Annotated in this window: 14 protein-coding genes, 1 tRNA gene and 1 pseudogene; 6 read left to right on the top strand and 10 right to left on the bottom strand. The window is 47.4% G+C overall.

Annotated elements, in window-relative coordinates:
• Window positions 1-132 precede the first annotated feature (132 nt).
• Window positions 133-208 (top strand) — tRNA-Asn (locus IB214_RS09760).
• Between the two features lie 272 nt (window positions 209-480).
• On the opposite strand, the gene IB214_RS09755 is transcribed toward IB214_RS09760, so the two are convergent.
• The 8 genes and pseudogenes from IB214_RS09755 to IB214_RS09720 form a co-directional block, all read right to left on the bottom strand.
• On the bottom strand, window positions 481-2,745 hold the full coding sequence (locus IB214_RS09755; protein ID WP_223240379.1) for an autotransporter outer membrane beta-barrel domain-containing protein: 2,265 nt from the start codon (window positions 2,743-2,745) through the stop codon (window positions 481-483).
• 404 nt (window positions 2,746-3,149) lie between these two features.
• Complete coding sequence (locus IB214_RS09750) at window positions 3,150-3,731, bottom strand: TIGR00730 family Rossman fold protein (protein ID WP_117343335.1); 582 nt, start codon at window positions 3,729-3,731, stop codon at window positions 3,150-3,152.
• Window positions 3,732-3,817: 86 nt separating this feature from the next.
• Entirely contained in the window at window positions 3,818-9,310 is a 5,493-nt protein-coding gene (locus IB214_RS09745; RefSeq protein ID WP_117343394.1) for an autotransporter outer membrane beta-barrel domain-containing protein, read from the bottom strand.
• A 327-nt stretch (window positions 9,311-9,637) separates the two neighbouring features.
• On the bottom strand, window positions 9,638-10,120 hold the full coding sequence (locus tag IB214_RS09740) for a hypothetical protein (protein ID WP_115258179.1): 483 nt from the start codon (window positions 10,118-10,120) through the stop codon (window positions 9,638-9,640).
• Window positions 10,113-10,967: a winged helix-turn-helix domain-containing protein gene (locus IB214_RS09735; protein ID WP_117343334.1), complete on the bottom strand. Its 855-nt coding sequence runs from the start codon at window positions 10,965-10,967 to the stop codon at window positions 10,113-10,115. The genes IB214_RS09740 and IB214_RS09735 overlap by 8 nt, the downstream gene beginning before the upstream one ends.
• Before the next feature lie 746 nt (window positions 10,968-11,713).
• Window positions 11,714-12,217, bottom strand: coding sequence for a hypothetical protein (locus tag IB214_RS09730; RefSeq protein WP_135953068.1), 504 nt, complete (start codon window positions 12,215-12,217; stop codon window positions 11,714-11,716).
• A 1,231-nt stretch (window positions 12,218-13,448) separates the two neighbouring features.
• A pseudogene (locus tag IB214_RS09725) lies at window positions 13,449-13,699 on the bottom strand (IS110 family transposase); the annotation flags it as partial.
• A 166-nt stretch (window positions 13,700-13,865) separates the two neighbouring features.
• The gene (locus tag IB214_RS09720) at window positions 13,866-14,753 is read right to left on the bottom strand and encodes a LysR substrate-binding domain-containing protein (protein ID WP_117343333.1); all 888 of its coding nucleotides are present in this window, start codon (window positions 14,751-14,753) and stop codon (window positions 13,866-13,868) included.
• A 109-nt stretch (window positions 14,754-14,862) separates the two neighbouring features.
• Here IB214_RS09720 and IB214_RS09715 point away from each other — a divergent pair, with 109 nt between their 5' ends.
• From IB214_RS09715 to IB214_RS09695, 5 genes are all read left to right on the top strand, one after another.
• Window positions 14,863-15,453 carry a nuclear transport factor 2 family protein gene (locus IB214_RS09715; protein ID WP_117343332.1) on the top strand — a complete coding sequence of 197 codons (591 nt, stop codon included), beginning with the start codon at window positions 14,863-14,865 and terminating at the stop codon, window positions 15,451-15,453.
• A gap of 52 nt (window positions 15,454-15,505) precedes the next feature.
• Window positions 15,506-16,573 (top strand): TRAP transporter substrate-binding protein DctP, encoded by a 1,068-nt coding sequence (gene dctP, locus IB214_RS09710; protein ID WP_117343331.1) that lies wholly within the window; start codon window positions 15,506-15,508, stop codon window positions 16,571-16,573.
• A 221-nt stretch (window positions 16,574-16,794) separates the two neighbouring features.
• The gene (locus IB214_RS09705; RefSeq protein ID WP_115258172.1) at window positions 16,795-17,832 is read left to right on the top strand and encodes an extracellular solute-binding protein; all 1,038 of its coding nucleotides are present in this window, start codon (window positions 16,795-16,797) and stop codon (window positions 17,830-17,832) included.
• Window positions 17,816-19,504 (top strand): iron ABC transporter permease, encoded by a 1,689-nt coding sequence (locus IB214_RS09700; RefSeq protein WP_115258171.1) that lies wholly within the window; start codon window positions 17,816-17,818, stop codon window positions 19,502-19,504. Before IB214_RS09705 ends, IB214_RS09700 begins: the two co-directional genes overlap by 17 nt.
• Window positions 19,505-19,514: 10 nt before the next feature.
• Entirely contained in the window at window positions 19,515-20,189 is a 675-nt protein-coding gene (locus tag IB214_RS09695; RefSeq protein ID WP_115258170.1) for an ABC transporter ATP-binding protein, read from the top strand.
• 30 nt (window positions 20,190-20,219) lie between these two features.
• Here the strand turns inward: IB214_RS09695 and ldtA are convergent, their stop codons facing one another.
• The gene (gene ldtA / locus IB214_RS09690) at window positions 20,220-21,146 is read right to left on the bottom strand and encodes a L,D-transpeptidase (RefSeq protein ID WP_117343330.1); all 927 of its coding nucleotides are present in this window, start codon (window positions 21,144-21,146) and stop codon (window positions 20,220-20,222) included.
• A 117-nt stretch (window positions 21,147-21,263) separates the two neighbouring features.
• Complete coding sequence (cobT, locus tag IB214_RS09685; RefSeq protein ID WP_117343329.1) at window positions 21,264-22,328, bottom strand: nicotinate-nucleotide--dimethylbenzimidazole phosphoribosyltransferase; 1,065 nt, start codon at window positions 22,326-22,328, stop codon at window positions 21,264-21,266.
• Window positions 22,329-22,340: the final 12 nt, after the last annotated feature.

Raw genomic sequence — 22,340 nt, 5'->3', positions numbered from 1 at the left:
CTGCAAAGTTTTTTCCATATAAAATGTCTGTAAATGCAACAAACTGTCGAGAGAAGCACCAATTGATACGCATTGAAGGAAATGGGGTTTGACAAAAAATTTTTCGCCGCTAAGATAAGCCTCCACACCGATTCCTCTGTAGTTCAGTCGGTAGAACGGCGGACTGTTAATCCGTATGTCACTGGTTCGAGTCCAGTCAGAGGAGCCATATTTAAGAAGCCTGCTTAGGAAACTAAGCGGGTTTTTTGCTTTCTGCGAATATCCATTGCATCAATTAACGATGCCTTTGGATGCCGCATTTATACCCTTGAAAATATTAGGCTTTTGATTCTTCAGAGCTTTTGGTCAGACAGCGAGTTATATATCAATATGAATGGTACCAACAGGGACTTAGCGAAAAACCGGCCTTGGTGGCCGGTTCGTCGTTGCTATCGTTGACTCAGGGCGGTTTAGCTTGCACCGCGCAATTTTTCTACTGCCTCAGAAAGTCGCCTTAACACCTAACATTACGGAAGAGTCACTGTAGCCCTGATCGCCCAGTTGCTGGCCCACGTTCCCCCACATAGTGATATTCGTTGTCAGTTGCCCTTCGACACCGGTCTTGATCTCACCGATATTTCGGCTACCCGCCAAACTAACCCGCTCACCGTTTAGTAAAGTGCCAAAGTCCGTTGTGTTGTGTACCCAGTTAACTTCCACAAATGGTTGGAATGACCGTCCCTTACCCTCGTCCTGTTTACTGTGACCATGACCATACAAGCGGGCACCAAGGCGAGTTTGAATATTTCCCTGACCTTCGCCTTCCACACGAGTACCATTGGTTTCTTTGAAAGAATCAGCTTTCACACCCATCCACGTTATCTGTGCTTTCGGCTGTACATATAGCGCATTACGCTTGCTCAAATCCTTCAGTTTCCAGCTGTAACCAGATTCCACTGACGTCGTAAAACCTTTCGACTTATATCTTTCTGCCGCCACGCCTACTCCAGAAACCGTATTATCAAACCAACTGTATTGTAACCAGCTATCAACGTATGCCCCTTCCTGGCTGTGACTATTCTGTAGCCAGGTGCCGTAAAGACCTACGTTATATCCACTAATACTGCTGCTCGCCTTGTTTCGGTTGCGCTGGTTAACGGCGTTACTCTTCTGGTTTGCATAGCCGGCCATCACCCCAAAATGAAAACGATCGGTATTAGCGGCGCCCCACTGAACGATGTCACCGCCGACCTGCATTACATACCGATTAGCCTGAATATCAAGTTGACCGCTGCTGTCATGCTGGCGGGTATGGCCACCGATATTACGCTGCCACATACTGGTAACGTACTCTTCACCGGTCACGATATCCGTGTAGCGAGTTTCACCGAGACGATCCTGTAAGCGCGTGTGAAACAGAGTGTTTGCCGCAGCAAGGTTCATGCCATATAAACCAGCTTCAGGGCGTACCGCGTGTTCACGTGGAATCGGTACCGGAACAGATGGTTGGGGTATAACAGGCACGGCTGGCTCTTCCGCATCTGGCAGTTCTGGAAATGCCGGTTCTTCCTCTTCAGGCATTTCAGGAAGCGCAGGCGTTTCCGGTTGCTCAGCAGCGGGGTCTTCAGGTTGCTCTGTAACTGGCTCTTCTGGTTCAGGCGATGGCGGTGTCAGTGCACTGCTGAGATACCAGTTAGCCTCTTTTGTACCTATTCCGCGATGCAGCGTGTAATCATAAGCCCCCGCAACAATGCGGCCATTTTGCTTAAACTCACCATAGGAATTACCGAGCACGGTAATAAGTTCAATGCCTTCCAGCGTTTCTGCCCCGACTCCACCAGCATTACGAATAGCAACATGAGTACTACCAGAGGTGTCGCCATGTACAACCATACGATCGGTAAGAGAGTCGTCATCTCCAAGTATGGTGTTCATGATAATATTTCCGTTGTTGCCATGGTAATCACCGGCAACAATGAGGGTCTTGAAGTCAGAGCCAGCAGTAAGAGACTGGAACACCCCACCGTTGATGGTTGGTACACGACCAGAATTAGTCAGTACTGAACCCTCGGTCTGACGACCCGCCATAAAGTTCAGGGTAGCGTCATTCAACGTCAAGTTGGTGAGTTCAGAATCACCGTTCATGTCCCAAACACTATTCTTGCCGTTGAAAGTTAAATTTATGAGCGGTCCGGCTGAAGGCGTGTATAGTCGCGTATCAACATCCCGGCGTACGCCTCCTGTACTATAAGCTAAATCCGTTACCCCCTGAAAATAAGAGTCATCACCTGAGATAATATTAATAGCTGAGGGTTTCAGGGTGGAAGATGACAGATATGTAGTTTCAGATCTTATTCTACCCCATATATTTACCTTGTTATTATTTATAATATTTAATTCATTATCATAAGCGTGTAGTGTCACCTGTGAATATAGTGCGCTAACGTCCTTTTGTGAATTGTTATCTAAAAAAACTTTACTACCAAGAGAAACATCACCATTCACATTAACAGTAACTCCCCTTGGGCTAAACAAAGATACGTACCCCGTATCAGTAAGTATTGCATTTACATTCAGATTATCAACAACATAGTTTGTCCCGGCTTCAAATACAGGTAACACTCCCTCTCTACCATTATCTGTGTAAAGCAGATAAATATCACCCATGTAATTATATTCCGCACTCACTGACATTGCAGAACCGGAAAAAATTGCAGCAACCATCACTGCTATAAGTTTGCATGATGTTTTTAATTGACGAGCCATACTATCACCCTTGCGGCTGATAGTGGGGTTTGTTTTTTCTCGCCATAATCCTGAAGTTACACACACCAATCCGTATTTATTACACATAAGAAATCCACGCTAGATATAGTCACACAAAACAGACAATAGAATAGACAATTCGAATCCAAGCAAAGTGATTCAAAAGATAAATAGAAATACTCGTGGGTATATATTCCTATACACTGAGAACAAAACCAACTGAAATGGTCTTAAACAAAAGCACAGAACAAACAACTAAATATAATTGCATTTAAAGTTTATAATCTCAAATTTAAGACCAAAGCAATGTACACAACCTTACGCATAGCCACTCCATTACAAAAACACCAAATGATCTGGGATGTTTTCAAGCTAAGTAATGGTTATTACAATGCCTTTTCACTTCACATACCAGACTCAATTTCACTCCACTTTGATTTCGGAGGGGAATAGGCAGAAAAATGACTTACAATCTCCTCAAGAGAATCAGAAATAAGTAACATGTCAGCATACATTTGCTGCATAAACCCATCACTTACCATTTTAGAAATCATTACTCTAAGCGGCTGATAAAATCCATTAACATCCAAAAATGCACAAGGTTTATGATGAATTCCTAGTTGCCCCCATGTCCATTGTTCAAATACCTCCTCCAGGGTACCGGCCCCACCAGGCAGCGCGATAAAAAATGATGAAAGTTCTGCCATTCTTTTCTTACGCTGATGCATATCATCAACAATTTGCAAATCTGATAAACCTGTATGTGCAATTTCACGTTTAACAAGGGCCAAAGGCATCACTCCAGTTACATGCCCTCCATGTTGTAATGCTGAATCTGCTATAGCTCCCATTAATCCAACACGGCCACCACCATAAACAATTTGGAAACCAGTACTCGCTAGATGTTTACCCACATTTCGAGCAGAATGCATATAAACAGGTAATAAACCTTCGGAGGAACCACAAAAAACACCTATAGACTTCATGATATTTCCTTATCATGGCTGAATCAGCTTTAGACAATAACTGTGCAATAACAATTAATGCCCCAGTAAAGGGGCATAGTAAAAAATCAAAATGCCATTTTAATACCTATTGTTGCCTGAGTATTCCTGAACCCCTCGGCACCAATCTGCTGGGATATATTCCCCCACAAATCAACACCATCACCCATGCTCCCTTCAATCCCTGTTTTCAATTCCGCAAGATTTCGTATACCCGCTTTACTGACGTGCATCCCATCAAGTGATGTGTCGAAATCGTGCGTGTTGTGAAGCCAGTTAATCTCAACAAATGGTGACATAGAGTGTACTTTGCCATCCTCCTCAGTATGTTTTTTACCTTTCATTGCCCCTTTGATCCCCAATCGACTTTGCACATTTCCCTCTCCAGAGAATGTCACTCGCGTACCATTGGTTTCAACATACTTATCCGCCTGCACGTTACCCCAAGTTATCTGCCCCTGAGGCTTTATAAAATACAACTGATTCGCACTCTCCCCCACTTTCCAGCTATAACCTGCTTCCACAGAGACAGTTACGCCATTGGAACGGTAAGTTTCTCCAGTAAGGGACTCTCCCTTCACGCTATTATTGAACCAATTATATTGGCCCCAAAGATCAACGTACGCGCCTGGATTATCATCACCATCTTGCAACCAGGTACCATAGATTCCTGCACTGTAACCATTTACAGAACTTCTGGCAGAATAGTCGTTAATATGATTCCGCGTTTTACCGTTTTGGTTCGCATACCCCGCCATAACCCCAAACAGCCAGCGGTCCTGTCCATTGCTGCTCCAACGAACAACATCACTACCTAATTGAGTAACATATCGATTTGACCGCGTGTTGTTCTGCCCACTACTGTCGCGGGAGCGGAGATGTTCACCTGTTTGACGCAACCACAAACCAGACTGCTCATTCCTGTCTGAATCAACTCCTCGAGCTCCACCCATACGATCCTGCAACGTTATGTTGAATAACGAATAAGCAGCATAAAGGTTGTCCACATACGCAGCTGCTTCCGGTCTTACCTGCGCGACGATGGGTGCAGGAACAGGTCCTGGCATTTCTGGTACATCCGGTATTACAGGCACATCCGGTATTACTGGTACACCCGGTATTACTGGTACACCCGGTATTACAGGCACATCCGGTATTACAGGCACATCCGGTATTACAGGCACATCCGGTATTACTGGTACATCCGGTATTGCGGGCACCTCTGGTATTACCGGCACATCCGGTGTAGTTGGTGCAGGTTCCGGGTCAAATAAAACCGGCGGTTCGCCCGTTGAGCTTGTTAGATACCAGTTACCCGAATTCATCCCCTGACCTCGAACAAGATCGTAGTCATACGCCCCAGCGACAATACGCCCTTTTTTGATGAAATCCCCAGTAGACGCCCCGTTCACGGTGATTAATTTGATACCTTCTACAGTCCGAGCACCATTACCACCGGTATTGGTGACGAGTACTTTAGTGATTCCACTGGTGTTACCCTCCACAATCATTTGATCGCCGGGAGAGGTCGTATCACCGTTTAACACAACATCAAAACTAATCTCACCACCATTGCCATGGTAATCGCCGTTAACCTGTAACGTATCTCCGACACGTCTATTTGCATTAAGAGCAAACATTCCGCTGTTAACAATATTCTGCTCAAATGCGAAGGTATTTCTATTTCCCAGGAAAGCAATATTCCCACTATTGTTCACATCGGCAGTTAACCGTTGATCATTGGAAATTGTTAATCTACTGCTCTCATCGATATCAAGAGTACGTCCTGCTATTGTCGCCCGGTTAGAGAGATCGTCTTCCCAAAAATCACGTTGTAGATCGAGAATAGTTGCATTCGACAGATGTATAGACTGAAAACCATTGATCATCTTGCTGAGCTTTTCATCAGCCACTGCTTGGGTGACATTGCTCAGAATAAAGGTATTATGCCCGGCCCCACCTTCCAGATGCTCAACCGAGACGTTATTCCCCTGGATAGTCACAGTATCGTCACCATCACCGGTTTTAAGTATTCCATTGTGCAAACTGTTATCGGTAAACAGTACTGTGTCATTTCCTGCACCGGTATGAATCACACCTGAAGTTTTGCTGTTGCCTGTGTTGATCAGTATTTCATCGGAATCACTCAGCTCTACCGCCATGTCAGTCACAGAATGTGCTAGAATCTGGCCAGAATTCACCATCTGGTTTAAGGTACCTGAAACAAGTACAGCTTTGGAATTTTGGCCAGTGAGCACAGCCGAAGGGTTAATAAACAAAATATCCGTCGCATCGCTTTTCACCGCATTACCCGTTCCGGATACATCGATAACCCCTGAAACAACCAACGAGCCAGTGGTGTTGCTATATACCCCGGAGCCATCACCCAGAACATCAATTTTCCAGTTATCGCTGACTTCCAGACTACCTTCACCTCTTGAGCCATCCGCTGCGGATAATGCAATCCCTTTGCCCCCCGTGTTACTGGAGACAAGAATATACCCATGGGATAGCGAGTCGATATTATTCTCTGACAGTAAAGCTGCTCCAGAACCCGACATCTCAATGGTTGCACCATCAACCAGAACATTCCCGGAAGAGGACTGGTTAGTGATAATGTTTCCATACCCACCACTTTTCCCCGTAAGATGAGCATCTTCATTGAGCACAACACGTCCCGCATCAGCGTTTACTAGTAGCGCACTAGCACTACCGTCCACAGTGATCGATGCTGATGTATTGAGCGTTGCACCTTTAGCCACCTGAATGCCTGCGTTACCATCATTCACAGTTATCGAGCCAAATTGCCCCGCCGTATCAGGTGAAACCGTTGATCCTACGCCGCTCAGCACAATCGCAGTACCATCGCTCAGTTCAATATTGCCGGTGTTGATCAATTTCGCGCCGTTATTAACATTAAACAACACCACACTTTTGGCGTTATTGACATAAATATCAGCCGTATTAGTAAATAGAGAATCACCACGCCCTACAGCCACCCCATTAACATCGTAGCGGATGTTATCTATCACTACTGCCGTCGTTTTATCGCTGAGCGCCAGTTGCGAGGCCCCACTCATTTCCCCTCTTGCCCCACCTTCCACTCGTACTGCTGTGGATTTTTCACCGGTGATTGCGAAGTTAAGAGAATCCATATTTGCGTGAGAATTTTCGCCGCTTACTACCAATGCTGTGGAATTTTTACCGGAAGCTATCAACTTCTGATTGGGTTGAGTAGCCAGCGTCGAACCACTATCAATACGGATAAGCGTGGAATCATCGATAGAAATATCCAGCGGCTGGTTACCGCCAATATTTATGGTTGACCCCTCACCAAATGCGAAGAACCCGATTCCATTCACGCCACTATTGAAGTTAATGTTGCTACCTGCGGCGATATTGATACGACCGCCATCGATGGCATAAGCACCAATACCACCATCACCATTCAGGTTGATCTCTCCACCTTGCATATCAATCAGTGATCCAGCACCCTCAGCCATTAAACCGTAGCTACGAACCCCTTCCGTCCCCATACTGCCATTGATATTCACAATACCAGCATCGATAATCTTGGCCGACCTTCCACTTTCACCGGATAAGTTTTCAGTAGTGGCCTTCAACCCTACCTGATTGACACCATTAAGATTAATGGTGCCGTTATGTGTGAATTTACTCCCATCGCCAGCCTGAACGGCGAGATTTTGTAACCCCAATACCGCGCTGTTAACATTAATAACCCCTGTTTCGGTATTCGTCCCTGTTGCCCCGGCTGTGAGTTTTATACCCACTGCGCCCTGCGTTTCTGCGCCAATGGTAATCTTTCCTGCATTCTTAATTTTCGAAGCGCCACTAGCCATCACTCCGATACTACCAATAAGTGGGATATCCTTACCCCCCGCACCAGAGAGATACTGGGCAGTGCGACCGATATATATTTCCCCATCAGCGTTATTAGTGAATTCCGGCGCAACCCCAAAAGAACTCTTGCCGATTAACTCCACCCCCGTAGTCAGTGGAGAAAAACCATCTGCATTAACGGCGACATTGATTGTTCCGCTATTAGTGCCCTTACTACCCGTAGCATTGAGCGTTATGCCGCGTATCAATTGGTTAGGTAAATTCTGACGCGCCTGGTTTGCCGATCCTACATTGATAATGCCGGTGTTATCGACAGAGCTATTCGCGCCAACAAGCACACCACGAGCCGTAAACATATCAACAGGGGTGGAGGTATCAATTTCATTACCGTTGGTCAGAAACCCTACGTTCATAAGCCCATTATTTTCAAAGTGGCCGCCTGTATCCACTTTCACCAGGGCGCTAATAGCTGAAAGACTTGTCCCAGAATTAAATCCGGAAAGCACACCATCATTAACAATGGTTCCACCGCTAGAACCATAAAAAATGATATTACTGTTATTTACTTTCGCTTCGATGTCGCCTTCACGGGTAAGGCGAACTTTTGCATTTTCGCCATCTGCTTGTGCTAGCGCCATCGTCCCTGGAGCCAGAGTAACTTCATCACCGGCAGTGACCAGTGAGGAACTTTTATACACAGACTCCTCCGTTTTATAACTGTAACCATATGATAAAACGGTATTATAACTAGAGGCGGTGAGATTACCTTTTTTCAGTTGATCGATAACCCAGTTATTGTATACCCCCAGCGATGCAACATCTGTCACGGTGTGCGTCGTGGTATTCCCTTTTACATCAGTCACTTTAAACATTCCTGCATAAACAGGAACCTGAAAGCGCTGTGTCGACTCAACTTCTTGCCCACCTACGGCTGAAGCAGGGTAATAACCTAGGAATGCGGTGTTTTTAGAGTTCCAGACAATCTCGCTATTATTTCCCGCTGTACCATCGGCATAAAACCAGGATGACGTTTTTCCTGTTTCTCCCGCTTTTCCTACCAAAGCAAAATAGTTCTCGCTCGCGGAGATCCCTTTGGTTGGATCGCCCAAATCAAGTGTTAACGTTCCTCCTGAACTGGCTACTTGCCCCATTCTGGAATTGACATACTGCATGTCATGAATATCGCCGGTATTTACGTAATACGTGATTGCTTCACCTGTAGCCGGATCAATAGCCCATGAACCAGAATTGAAATTTGATGAGGTATAAACAGGAACCGAAATATATGAACCGGGGATATTGGTATCAGGTACCAGTACCGCCTCTGTCCTGGATCCTGTATTTAATCGCTCCCAATCTCTTGATCCCGAGACAATTAGGCCAAAATCAACCATTTCTTCGTACGTCAAAGATGTCTGGTTATTTTTACCTTTATTTATCGTCGCAAGCGACCCGCTAAGAGTATGAGATGCGCCATTAGAGACCTCAAAAGAGCATACTGCATTATCACAATCTACGGGGTTAAAATTTAAACTCGATACATCATTAGCATATACCCAAGCACTAGCTCCCAACGCCGCCAAAGCTGTTACTGTACAGATCGAACGTTGCCCACTTTTTTTCCTTGTGGTCATAAGTTCAGAAACGACAACCCAGCTTTCTGCTGCCTTATTCCATAAGACACGAAAGACACGATTCATTTAAACAACCTCGTAAAAATCAATTATATATAAACGCCAACCAACTTATAGAATATTTACTTTGGAAAAAATATACTAAGAGTGATTTATGATACCGATCATCTACTGGCAACATAAAAAGGTAAACAAAATGCATCTTAACTATTCTTAAATTTCCTTAAATGACATTACTAATATATTTAGTTAAATTTAAGAGTTAAAAACACAACATCAAAAACATAATCAAGATATTGTTTTTAAAGAGAATAAATTAAAAGCAAAAGAAGTAGCATGGAGCATACCAGAGATAGAAACATCTAGTATGCATTAGGGGAAAGAACGAGATTTTTAACGGTAGCAGAGAAATACGGGGCGTTTGCCTACTGAGAACATAAAACTATCTGAGCCCTGTGGTAGGACAGAATAAACGACATTTTTTTCAGGGTAGATGTAAAAATCCGGAAGTAATTCACTAATTGCCTCATCAGAGACAGAGTCATCATTTATAATATTATTCACTTTGACTGATGTAAAACTGAAAGAGTCTTTGTTTTCAGTCCATATATAAGATACATCCCTTCTGATTGCACCGATAACTTTATCATCTTTAGAATAAGTACCATTAACTGTGACGACGCCTGCTTGTTCATTCAAATTATACATAAAATCCAGCGTCAGGTTGGCACGGATATTATTGTGGTAAACAACTACTGAGGCTGAACATACTTCCGCATCATCCCCACTCTCTTTTTTCAGACTATAAAACCATGATAATGTTACGCCTGCGACAAACAGAATCAAACAATATACAACCACCGTCCTTTTAGTCACTTGTTATCTCCCGAAAATAGAGGGTGACGCATCCTGAATGTGAAGTATTCTCATAAGGTTCTTTACAGATGAATGCTGACAGGGCAGGCATTGAGCTGGATGAAAGAAAATAAATCCATGGATATTTCTTACAATCAACCCCTGTTTGCTTAATCATATTTTTGAATTTTGTAAAATTACCAAACCTTTTAATATCATCATTTTTGGATAAGAAATGACAGCCATTCTCTATTGAGTTAATGGTATATGTACTAAAGAAGTTTTTTTCTACGTCACTATTCCAGGAATGCTGAATTAATAAAACACCGAGACCAAATGATATTAGCATCAATATTAACGGTACAATGAGGTTATAGCTCCACCCTTTCTTATTATCAGTTTTCAACTGCAGGGTTTCAGTAACGGAAATTTCTGCTTCAGGGGAAAAATGTTTATCCTGGAGCTCATTTTTAACCGATTTTTCACTTGCTTCTGCTTCTGCTTCTGCTTCTGCTTCTGCTTCTTTAGGTAAAACCTTAGTAACCTTCACACTACTATCAATCTGGAAACCCTTTCGAGGAACTGTTGAAACCAGCGTATCATTGGTTTCTCCCGTTGTTCGTAGTCCACGACGAACGATTGATATATTCTGATAAAGCGTATTTGCCGGGACAAGCATCCCATCTTCAGCCCAGACGAAAGTGAAAAAATCTTTTTGAGGAACTATATTTGGAAAAGATTCCAATAACAGGACCAAGCAACGACTAGCTGGCGCTGTCAGCATTGCGCTCAGATCAGGGTTACTCACCGATACCAGCTGGTTTTTGTCTGGATAGAATTTAATATTATCGTTAATAATCCAGAACATATACTGACACCATAAATATAAATTAATAACATTATACTCTGTATTATTACGTTGTCAAAGCCACGTGAAAAAAATTTGAGTATGAATTAAGCGATACAATGCCACATCTAGCACATAAAATTTAATAAAGAATTACTAAGCGAGAATGATCTGCTCTTATATAACCCATGGATAACATTATTATTTAAGCCATCTATCAGATGGTTGCTTTCTGTTAATCAAAAATACTTTAAGGAATATTTTAATTATTCATCAAGGGGCATCCATCTTCACGATGAATACCCTAGTGTGAAAAAATAAGTCATTCTCGCGCATCGTCAGAGATAGAATTAATTCAAAAGAGTAATTGTTAAGCGTATAAATTTGGTCAGTATTCGCACGAACCTGAACTGTTCCAAATCTTGATAACCGCCTTCAACTTCAGATCTCATCTTTCCGGATAAGCTACTACGCAACTGCTCTGGAGTAACGGTAGATAGGTCGATAATGCCTCTATCTACCGCTAACACCTCATCTCGAGATTGCAAATTCCAGGCAAGAATATATGCTTCTGTACTATCCTCAATATCATCTATATTTTTCCCATACTTTCATCTTCTAAAGAAGCAATGGATATTTTAGAAAATACTAAAGCAATAGTGTGAAAAATGAAAAAAAGCAACAATAATTAAAAAAATGAGTTAAAAGGGTTTGATGCTTTCATAAATAATGTTAATTTCGCTGATGTAAGTATAAAAACCGGCTAACTATGTATCCGACTTGCGAAAAGGTACTCCCTTATTAATACAATTTTCCCAAGCATTCATTGTCCGAAAAAGTATTTTTAAATTTTTACACCCTAATTTTTCTAAGGCACTCAACTTCTGAGCGCTAATAGTTTTATGACTTATTTTAAACATAAACTCCATTTCTTTTGGAGTCATGCCATTGAATAATAAAAAAAGCGTATTTAATTCTGAACTTGACAACATCCCCTTTCCTTTACCCTGAATACATTCATAGTTCATAATTAAGTCATGGATATTTCTTAAAGGTAATGATTTTGAAATAACAACCTTTCTTGTCCTGCAGAAAGAAATGAAATTACTCTTGTGCTGGTATATTTCACTTTTCTTCAAAAGAAAAATTGAATCACATCCAGAGTCAAGAACGGTATCAAATTCAAAAAATGATTTTTTATTATAGAACAATAAAAAACAACGCAAACCTAAACCACAGTATTTGTCTTCAGATATTATATCAATAAACATTTTATTCAATACTCAAAAACCATTACTTCATCTTTGTTTGTAAATATAATAGATAATTACAGATTCAAACAAAATAGGATTTAAGAAGTTCCCTCGTTTCTTAATAAGATATAAGATTATTTTCCTAAATTTAAGATAGCATACTACAATTAAGGTTATTTAAGAGCATTTAAGAAACCCGCTTAAGAAAGCAAGCAGATTTTTTGCTTTCTATATATTGAACATTCAATACTCGCGATAATTCCAGCCCCCCCTTTCACAATCTATACAGTTCAAATTCTCTCGCGTCACATACCTTCAATAGCTTTACGCACATATTCTCATGCGTGGCCGAACACCGTACACCTCGAATGACCGAATGAACTGTCGGTAAGGTACAAAAAGGGTCAGTAGTTCACGCGAAGATATTATTTCAATCAACACGTTGGCCAGTCTGTCTGCATGTGATTCATCTAGCAAAGGAACCCAGAAAAAATAGAAATTCGGGTGTAAGATATAAACCGTTTCTCTCAGTACAGCTTGACGTTTACGGGCATCACACCTCTGCTCTCATCCATGAATAGTGAATCGCTGAACGTATCAATGTGGCCGCAACTACCCGCAAACTCGGTCATTAGAAATCGTAAACTTATGGCTGGCGTAAAGAACAACATCAACTCCTGACAAGCTCTGAGCAAAAGCAGGAACTTGCCGCCAAGAATACCAGACTCAAATACCTGCAGGCTAAATATGACAAAGAAATGACTATTCTCCAAAAGGCCCGACATACATCGCGAAGCCCTGAAGTTAAGTATATCTGGTGTCGACGTCACCATCTGCTGGACCGACGACAGCAACTCCGCCGGATCTGCAATATGTTACAAATGGCCCTACGGCGGCATAAACTACACAGTCGCATAAGCGAACTAGGTACTGTTAAGGCAATGCGTGCGCGGAAAACATCTTCCACTAGCTGAGTGTCAGAATATATCCACGGGGAAGGTGTTATCAGCCAGAAATGATAAGAGCTATGGTATTTAATTATATCGAGTGCAATTACAATCGGTGGCGTCGTCACAGTGCCCATGGTGATTCAAATTTGAAAACAAGAACCTTAATTACGGCCATGCCCACATAATGCAGGTAGGGTCAGTCATATCCGCTTCACGTCCTAAGATATTCGACAAGCGTTTTATGGCATCAGTTAGGGCAAGTATAGCGCTTCAACTGCCAGCAAAAATCTCACTTCGTCTTAGCGGACTTTGGTCTTCCAGCAGAGATAAATTATCTTTACCCATTTGAATGCCAAGGCCTAGATCGCTGATCGCTGATTGGTGATTGGTGATTGGTGATATTTTCCTCTCTGTCCATTACAGTACAACCTGGCCCAGTTTGATGAGTTAACCGTCTCTTAGCAGCCCATTCAATCAAGATCTGTCTGGAAAACCTGGCACTTTGCCATCACCACCGAAACCAAGTTTTTTGGCTACTTTGTTCTATCACAGATCGTTATATACCTATTCAGCAAATTGGTAGTCATTCTGGTGGTCTTGACAAGCAGTGAATTCAAGTTTAGCTTACTTATTAGCCAGTTATTGGCTACGGCGATCCCAGTCAGAGGAGCCAAATTTAAGAAGCCTGCTTAGGAAACTAAGCGGTTTTTTTGCTTTTATACTCCCGCATTTTCACGCGCTATCTGCAGAAAAGCCTGTACGGCCCCCTTATTCTCTTGTTGCCTGCTGATGAGCATCAGATTCGCCGACAGTTCCGGCGCATCCAGTGGGCGGTATACCAATCCAGGAATATTCACATGCTGCAGAGGATCGGGCACCAGCGCCAGCCCCTGGCCGGCGGCGGCGAGTGCAAGCACGCTTAGGGTACTTGCGGTGCAATGGGCGATATGCGGAGCATGGCCCATAATTTCGGTAAGTGCGGTGTAAAGCGACTCATCAGCCCCATGCGCGTCATAAAAAATGAGTGGCTGCTCGGCGAGCATATCGATTGTCAGCGACGCCCGTGCGGCCAACGGGTGGTCGTCAGCCATCGCCACTTGCCGGTGCCAGACACCGATCTGTTCAGCCATTAGCGCGGCATCATGGATTTTGTGGTGATCGGGGGTATAACCCACATCGAGCTGTCCCGTCAGGATAGCCTCAGCTTGCAGCAACGGTGCGACTTCATTCACAACCAGTTCGGCATCAGGGTAGGTTCGGCGAAAAGCACGTAGATCGTTGGTGAGCTTGCCGCTAAAGACGGCATTACCGGCAAACCCCACGCGTACTTGACCCGTTTCACCGCGTATTGAGCGCTGAACGGTCAGTCGGGCGTGATCCGCTTGCTCCAGCGTGCGCTGCGCCTCGACCTGTAGTAGCCGCCCGGCGTCCGTTAACTCCACTTTGCGGCTGGTGCGTACAAACAGCGGACCACCGAGTTCCTCTTCCAGGGCCTTGATTTGCATACTCAGCGCAGGTTGGACGATATGCAGACGTTGAGCCGCGCGACCAAAATGGCCTTCTTCGGCAACAGCCAGAAAATAGCGCAGATGGCGCAGATCCATATCGTTACTCCGCCATCAAATAAAATGATTGATCAGTCATATCTATCTATTTGAGTTTATCTCCATTGGGGATGAAACTGAAATCCAATCCCATACCAGAGTACATGTTATGCAAAATTATTTGGACGACCGTCAGCAAATCACCGATCTTCTCACGGGCTGGATGCACCGCGATCTGGGGGAATGGGAGCAGCTGCGCAACCTTTTTCACCCGGACGGCACCATTGAAATCACGTGGTTTGAGGGCCTCGCCAGCGATTTCGTTGAGGGCTCAATGCGGATGGGAGCGTCAGATGTGCGCACCAAGCATCTGATTGGCACGCCGGTAGTCACCTTCAATGCCAACGCGACGAGGGCTATTGTCGAAACCAACGCCATGATTATCGCTGAGCACGTTAAGCTGAATCTGGGCTGCATTGGTCATAACCGTTTCTATGACATGGCAGAAAAACGCGACGGCGTCTGGAAGCTGTTCCATCGCCAGAGTATTTACGATATGGCCAGCTTTACCTTTCCGCTCGGCATGGTCGCGATTGACCAAAGTGCGGCAGAGAAATATCCGCGTGAATACGCCGCGCTGGCTTATCTGCTGGAAAAAAGTGGTTTTCCGGTTCAACGCGTCTTTGCCACCCGTGGCAGCGATCTGGAACAACAAATGAAAGCAAGTGGTACACGCTGGTTAGCCGGGCAGACGGCCTGACAATTTCATCCGCCATTGACCCTTTTTCATCTCAGCAACGCAAAGGAAATGTATGCGCCCCAACAAAATATACGGAAAATATCTGGCAATGCTGTTCATCGCCCTGCTGCTACCCACCACGGTTTCGGCTACACAAATCCTGACATACAGTGATCATGAACCGCTGGGTGGGATGCGCACTCGCTTTCTTAACGACGTGCTCTTCCCCGCCATTGAGAAAGAGTCAAACGGACGGCTGAAAATAGAGGCGCACTGGAGCGGTGAGCTCAGTAACAGCTACGATGCATTACGCAACGTCGGCAACGAACGAAAGGTGGATATGGCGACTGTCGTACCTGAATACACCGCCGACGCGCTGCCCCTGAATCAGATATTTAAAAGCTTTCCCGTCGGACCGGCCAGTGAACAACAGGTGGCCTTCTTCCGCCACGTCTACGCTGACATCCCGGCATTCCCGGCTGAGCTTGAGAAAAATAATGTGGTGAGTATTTTCCTTGCCACTGGCTATCCACTGGCCTTTTTCAGCGCTAAGCCCATAGCGACGTTGAGCGATATCAAAGGCGGCACATGGCGCTCTGCCAGCTTCTGGCACCGTGATTTTCTGCAAAACGCTGGGGCTAAACCGGTGACCATGCCCTGGGGTGAAAAGACCTATAACGCGCTAAAAACGGGGGCAATCGATGGCATGATGCTGAACGTGGACAGCGGTTACGCTCTTAAAGCGTATCAGTTCGCACCCAATGTGCTTCTCGCCAAAAATCTGTGGCTGGGGCATCTCTATATTCTGACGATGAACAAAAAAACCTGGAACGCGCTTTCTCATGAAGATCGGGTCGCCATTCAGCGTGCGGCTGAAACAGCGTATCAATCTCTGGGTTCAGTCATGGACAGGTGTTTTAACACCCAGATAGACGATTTACGCCAGGCTGGGGCCTCGGTACGCGTTCTGCAATCGCAGGAGGTCGCACAGTGGAACACCGCCACCCATTACCGGGCTGCGCAAACCAAGTGGGTCCACGAGCAGGAAGCGAAAGGCGTCAAAAACGCAGGCATGGTGATGAAACAAGTTAGCGCCATTATGGATGAAACCCTGTCACAAAAAGCGCGCGTAAAACGGTAGTTATCCATGAACTAGTGGCAGGGAGTCTCACCCTCTCTCTACCCGCCACTTTTCGCCGAGTAAACCCCACATCACACCGTTGTTTAAAGTTATGTAAATGTAAATCGTTTAAACTTTGCCATTATTGTAAGTGCTAGTGATTATCATTTATTGTACGCGGGCCAAAAGAACGAGCGCCTGCTCGGGTCACTGTACGTTCCAATTACTCTGGGATATAAACGATGAATGCTCTGCCTCGCACCGGACTGCGCCGTATCACGCTTGCATCTGCCCTGGTCCTCTCCGTCAGCCTGCCGGCTTTCGCACAGGATACGTTAACGCTTTATACCACCCGTGAACCAGGCCTGATCCAACCCCTGCTCGATAGCTGGACAAAAACCAGCGGTATAAAAGTGAGCACGGTGTATATCAAGGATGGCATGCTTGAGCGTGTTAAAGCGGAAGGGAAGAACTCCCCTGCCGACCTGCTGATGACCGTCGATGCCGGTAACCTCATCGATTTAGTCGAAGCGGGCGTAACGCAACCGGTAGAGTCCGATGCGCTGAAAGCCGCCATTCCGGCTAACCTGCGCGGTGCAGATAATCAGTGGTTTGCGCTTTCCATGCGTGCACGCGTGCTCTACGCTGAGAAATCGATGCCTATCGATAACTGGCATTATGAGCAGCTCGCAAGCCCGGAGTACAAAGGCAAAGTCTGTATCCGTTCCGGGCAGCATCCGTATAACACCGCATTGATTGCCGCCATGATTGCCCACCACGGTGAGGCCAAAACAGAAGAGTGGCTGCGCGGCGTGAAGGCGAACCTGGCACGTAAAGCAACCGGTGGCGATCGTGACGTTGCCCGCGATATCCTCGGCGGGATTTGTGATATTGGCCTCGCCAACTCCTATTACGTCGGTCATATGAAAAATGCCAAAGAAGGCACCGATGCACGTCAGTGGGGTGATGCCATTAAAGTGGTGAAACCGACCTTTGAGAAAGGCGGCACACACGTCAACATTAGCGGTGCTGCCGTAGCCCGTTACGCACCCAATAAAGCCGACGCCGTTAAGCTGATGGAATATCTGGTTTCCGCACCTGCCCAGCAACAATACGCGAAAGCGAACTTCGAATATCCGGTACTCAAAGGTGTAACGCTCGACCCGGTTATCAGCGCCACTATCGGTGAAATCGACGTCGACAAGATCCCGTTAACCGAAATCGTGAAGTACCGTAAACAAGCTAGTCTGCTGGTAGATAAAGTTGGATTCGATCAATAAACCGCTATTGCTTCCGACGTTACGCGGCCTGGTTTCCGGGCCGCAGTCATTATTAACGCCGTTACATCTTGGTGCCCTGTGTATTGCACTCGGCGTCCTGACTCCTATTGTGGCGCTCATCTGGCAGGCCACACAGGCTGATTTGTCCCACTGGGATAATCTCATCACCTGGGTGTTGCCCTCTGCGTTAAAAAACACTGTACTGTTGTTGGCAGGTGTCGCGGTCATGGTCGGCGTGATTGGCGTTGGCAGCGCGTGGGCAGTCACTGCATGGGATTTTCCTGGGCGCAAAATACTGAGCTGGGCGCTGCTGCTGCCGCTGGCGATGCCGACCTATATCGTGGCCTTTGCCTGGCTCGATTTACTGCATCCCATTGGCCCACTGCAAACCTTCATCCGTTTTTTACTCGGTTTCGACAGCCCGCGACAGTTCCGCTTGCCGGATTTACGCTCCCTTTCCGGCGCGATCCTGCTGCTCGGTTTAGTGCTGTATCCGTATGTTTATTTAACCACTCGCGCCACGTTTATCAGCCAGCCCGCGCATTTGTTGGAGGCGGCACGTACCCTGGGCTGCAGCGCCAGCGGAACCTTCTTCCGCGTGGCCCTGCCAATGGCCCGTCCGGCGCTGGCGGTCGGGATCAGCCTGGCGCTGCTGGAAACGCTCAATGACATCGGCGCGTCGGAATTCCTTGGGGTACAAACCTTAACCGTCACCGTGTACACCACGTGGATCTCGCGCTCTGATTTATCCGCTGCGGCGCAAATCGCCTGCATGATGCTGATGTTTATCTTCTTTATCCTGACGCTGGAGTTTTACGGTCGCAGAAAACAAGGATTCAGCAGTCGCAGTCTGCGAGAAATTCAACCCACGCGCGTGCATGGCTGGCGCGGTTGGCTGCTCGGCGTGGTTATTTCGCTCCCGGTTGTACTGGGTTTCCTGGCCCCGGTATTGTTTTTACTGTGGGAGAGCGCCAAACGGTTAGGCGGTGAGAATCCGCTGTCCGCGTCATTACTTTCTGCATTGCAAAACACGCTATCGCTAGCGGCTGGTACCACGCTGGTGGTGATTTGCGTCAGCATGCTGGTGGCGTGGAGCGCACGTCGCAGCGCCGCAGACAACGCCATGCCTGGCTTTCGTCGCGGTGTGATGCGTCTGGCCTCGTTAGGTTACGCCGTGCCTGGTACGATTCTGGCGATTGGTTTTCTTCCCCCGGCGATGGCGGTTGACCGCTGGCTGGCCGATCTGCTCGACATGCGCGGTTTACCGCTGATGTCTGCCGGTATTTTGCTGATCATTTGCTGTGCGATGCGTTTTCAGGCCATAGCCATCGGCGCGCTGGATTCCGGGCTGGGCCGTATTCCTCCTTCCCTTGAGCAAGCCTCACGTTTACTGGGAGAAAATGGGGCAGGTACGTTTGCTCGCGTGCATTTCCCGCTGCTGCGTCCAGCGTTGGTAAGCAGTGCATTGCTGGTGTTTGCCGATGCAATGAAAGAGTTGCCCACTACCCTGCTACTACGCCCGGTAAACTTCGAAACGCTGGCCACGCTGCTGTATGCAGAAGCGGCGCGAGGTACCTATGAAGAAGGGGCAATTGCTGCGCTAATGATTGTGTTAGCCGGCACACTGCCTGTTATTTTGCTGGTTCGTCATCAGATGACGCGCCGTGGTTGAGAGAGCAACAATGTCAGAAATCGCGTTACGACTCCAGGATGTACACGTGGCCTACGGCAACAGCCAGCAACCGGTGCTGACCGGCTTTTCAATGTCGGTGCGCAAAGGCGAAATCGCCTGCCTGCTGGGTGCGTCAGGCTGTGGGAAAACCACGGTTTTGCGCGCGGTCGCCGGATTTGAACGCCTGCAACGCGGAGAGATTTATGTTTCACAGCGGCGTGTTGCTGGCCCCGGCGTGCATCTGCCGCCGGAAAAACGGCATGTTGGCATGGTGTTTCAGGAATACGCGTTATTCCCACATCTGACAGCCCAACAAAACGTGGCCTTTGGTTTGCGCCGCCTGCCACGAGAAGCGCAACAGGCCAGAGTCACCGAGCTGTTAAAAATGGTTGAACTACACAGCCACGCCAGCCATTACCCTCATGAGCTTTCTGGCGGGCAGCAGCAGCGTATCGCCCTGGCCCGCGCCCTGGCGCCACATCCGGATATTCTGCTGCTGGATGAACCGTTTTCCAGTCTGGATAAAAGCACCCGCGAGCGTCTGGGTGGCGAGGTACGGGATATTTTGCGCGCCGCCGGACAAACGGCGCTGCTGGTCACCCACAGTGAGCATGAAGCGCAGTTGATGGCGGACCATATTGGTTTTGTGAAAATGGGTCAGTTTCAAACGAAGCACGCGGCCTGACAGTAACATACAGGCCGCGCGGGGTAGTGATTAGAATCTCTGCACCTGGCTGATATTCACTGGCATCCCGGAGCGGCGTTCCAGCGTTGCATTAGCACGACTGACGTCCACTCCCTCTCCGCTCACAAAACTGCGTAATGCCGGAGTCACCGGCAGTGGGATCTTTTTATCCGACTCATATTCGCTGCGGTTGCGTGACAACGGTTCATGAACTTCAACCCAGCGGCTACCGTCTGGCTCAGTGCTGTATTTAACAGGCCGGTCGATAAGTTGAACCCGCGTTCCCACCGGCACGGTATCAAACAGGTATTTAATATCGTCATTGCGCAGGCGAATACAGCCCTGGCTGACTCGCAGCCCAATTCCGAAATTAGCATTGGTGCCGTGAATAGCGTACAGCTTGCCAATATAAATGGCGTACAACCCCATCGGATTTTCCGGCCCGGCCGGAACAAACGCCGGTAAGCTTTCGCCACGCGCGGCGTATTCCCGGCGGGTATTTGCTGTTGGCGTCCAGCTCGGTGCTTCCTGCTTGCGCTGTACCGTCGTCACCCAGTTGCGCGGCGTTTCTCTCCCCGCCTGACCGATACCGATGGGTAAGATTTCAACTGTATTGCTGTCTTTGGGGTAATAGTAAAGACGCATTTCAGCGACGTTTATAACAATGCCCTCGCGCACGGTATCCGGCAAAATAACCTGCTGTGGCACCACCAACGTAGAGCCCGACTTCGGCAAATAGACATCCACCCCCGGATTGGCTTCCAGCATATTGCTCAGCCCCTGCCCGTACTGCGCCGCAAATGCTTCCAGCGGTTGCGTATTGGCTGGCGGCACCGTAATAGTCAGCGGACTGCCGACCAGGCGGCTGCCCTCTGGCGGCAACGGATAGCTCACCGCCTGAGCTCCCTGGCCGGCAAGCAGTATGATAAGTGAACACAACAGTTTTACACGACGCATCTTGTCCTTTCCTTCGCCGCAGCAGATATCCGTTAATTATAGCTTTTTTATCGGGTTAACGGGGTTACGACGGACCCTACCAACAAGAACCCCGCCGTTGAGCGGGGTGCAGCTTGACTACGCTTCCTTACCGTCCGGAAGCACAATATTGCTGGCGGCTAAATGCCCCATATTGTTATACATGGCGCAGGCGGCCTCAACGATCGGCATCGCCAGCGCGGCACCGCTGCCTTCACCTAAACGCATGCCCATGTTGAGATACGGGTCCAGCTCCAGATGCGCCAGGGCGGTACGGGCACCTTTTTCGGCGGAAAAATGTGAAGGGATCAGGTACGGCTTAATCTCTGGCGCAATCTGACAGGCTGCCAGCGCAGCGGAATAAGAAAGGAACCCGTCCAGCAACACCGGCAGACCGCAGGAGGCAGCCCCCAGCATCACACCCGTCATCCCCACAAGATCAAAGCCACCGACTTTGGCCAGCACATCAATACCATCTGTGGGATCGGGCTGATTAATGGCGATCGTCCTACGCACCACATCCACCTTATTGCCCACCCGCGAGAGTGGCAGGTTAGCGCCAATCCCCACCACCGCCTCAGCATCACTGCCGGTCAGTACGCTAACAATCGCCGCCGCAGGCGTGGTATTGGCCATGCCTAACTCGCCGACGCCAAACAGCGTGACGCCCTCTTTCGCCAGTTCACGGGTATAGCGCATCACTTCCAGCAACAGTTCCTCGGCCTGAGAACGGTGCATTGCCGGGCCTTCAGCAATATTGCCGCAGCCACGCGCAACGCGCATATTCACCACGCCAGGAATAGGGTCAGCGTCAATCCCCACATCAATCACATGAACCTTTGCGCCAACCTGGGTCGCCAGTACGCAAACGCCGGTCGTGCCACGCGTCATATTTGCTGCCTGAATCGCCGTAACCACTTTCGGCGAAACGGCCACACCTTCATCCCAGACGCCGTGATCGGCGCACATCACCAGCATCGCTTTCCCCCCCACGCGCGGCACGCCCTTCAGGCCTGGCATACCGGCGAGTTGCACGGCCAGGGACTCAAGACGTCCCAGGCTGCCCGGCGGTTTAAGTAAGCCATCAATATGCTGCTGTGCGCGTAACATTGCAGCACTGTCGGGAGAAGGGATCGCGTGGAGTAAAGCGGATAAAGTCTGCATAAGGGTTCTCAA

The sequence above is a fragment of the Citrobacter sp. C1 genome (assembly GCF_014596895.2).
GTDB classification, from domain to species: domain Bacteria; phylum Pseudomonadota; class Gammaproteobacteria; order Enterobacterales; family Enterobacteriaceae; genus Citrobacter; species Citrobacter gillenii.
Note: the sequence above shows the minus strand (reverse complement) of the source record. Positions and strands in the feature narration are given on the sequence as shown.

Bases quoted from the DNA above. Each gene is read 5' to 3' on its own strand.
- IB214_RS09755 (WP_223240379.1), bottom strand. From the start codon at position 2,745: ATGGCTCGTCAATTAAAAACATCATGCAAACTTATAGCAGTGATGGTT.
- IB214_RS09750 (WP_117343335.1), bottom strand. From the start codon at position 3,731: ATGAAGTCTATAGGTGTTTTTTGTGGTTCCTCCGAAGGTTTATTACCT.
- IB214_RS09745 (WP_117343394.1), bottom strand. From the start codon at position 9,310: ATGAATCGTGTCTTTCGTGTCTTATGGAATAAGGCAGCAGAAAGCTGG.
- IB214_RS09735 (WP_117343334.1), bottom strand. From the start codon at position 10,967: ATGTTCTGGATTATTAACGATAATATTAAATTCTATCCAGACAAAAAC.
- IB214_RS09730 (WP_135953068.1), bottom strand. From the start codon at position 12,217: ATGTTTATTGATATAATATCTGAAGACAAATACTGTGGTTTAGGTTTG.
- IB214_RS09720 (WP_117343333.1), bottom strand. From the start codon at position 14,753: ATGGATCTGCGCCATCTGCGCTATTTTCTGGCTGTTGCCGAAGAAGGC.
- IB214_RS09715 (WP_117343332.1), top strand. From the start codon at position 14,863: ATGCAAAATTATTTGGACGACCGTCAGCAAATCACCGATCTTCTCACG.
- dctP (WP_117343331.1), top strand. From the start codon at position 15,506: ATGCGCCCCAACAAAATATACGGAAAATATCTGGCAATGCTGTTCATC.
- IB214_RS09705 (WP_115258172.1), top strand. From the start codon at position 16,795: ATGAATGCTCTGCCTCGCACCGGACTGCGCCGTATCACGCTTGCATCT.
- IB214_RS09695 (WP_115258170.1), top strand. From the start codon at position 19,515: ATGTCAGAAATCGCGTTACGACTCCAGGATGTACACGTGGCCTACGGC.
- ldtA (WP_117343330.1), bottom strand. From the start codon at position 21,146: ATGCGTCGTGTAAAACTGTTGTGTTCACTTATCATACTGCTTGCCGGC.
- cobT (WP_117343329.1), bottom strand. From the start codon at position 22,328: ATGCAGACTTTATCCGCTTTACTCCACGCGATCCCTTCTCCCGACAGT.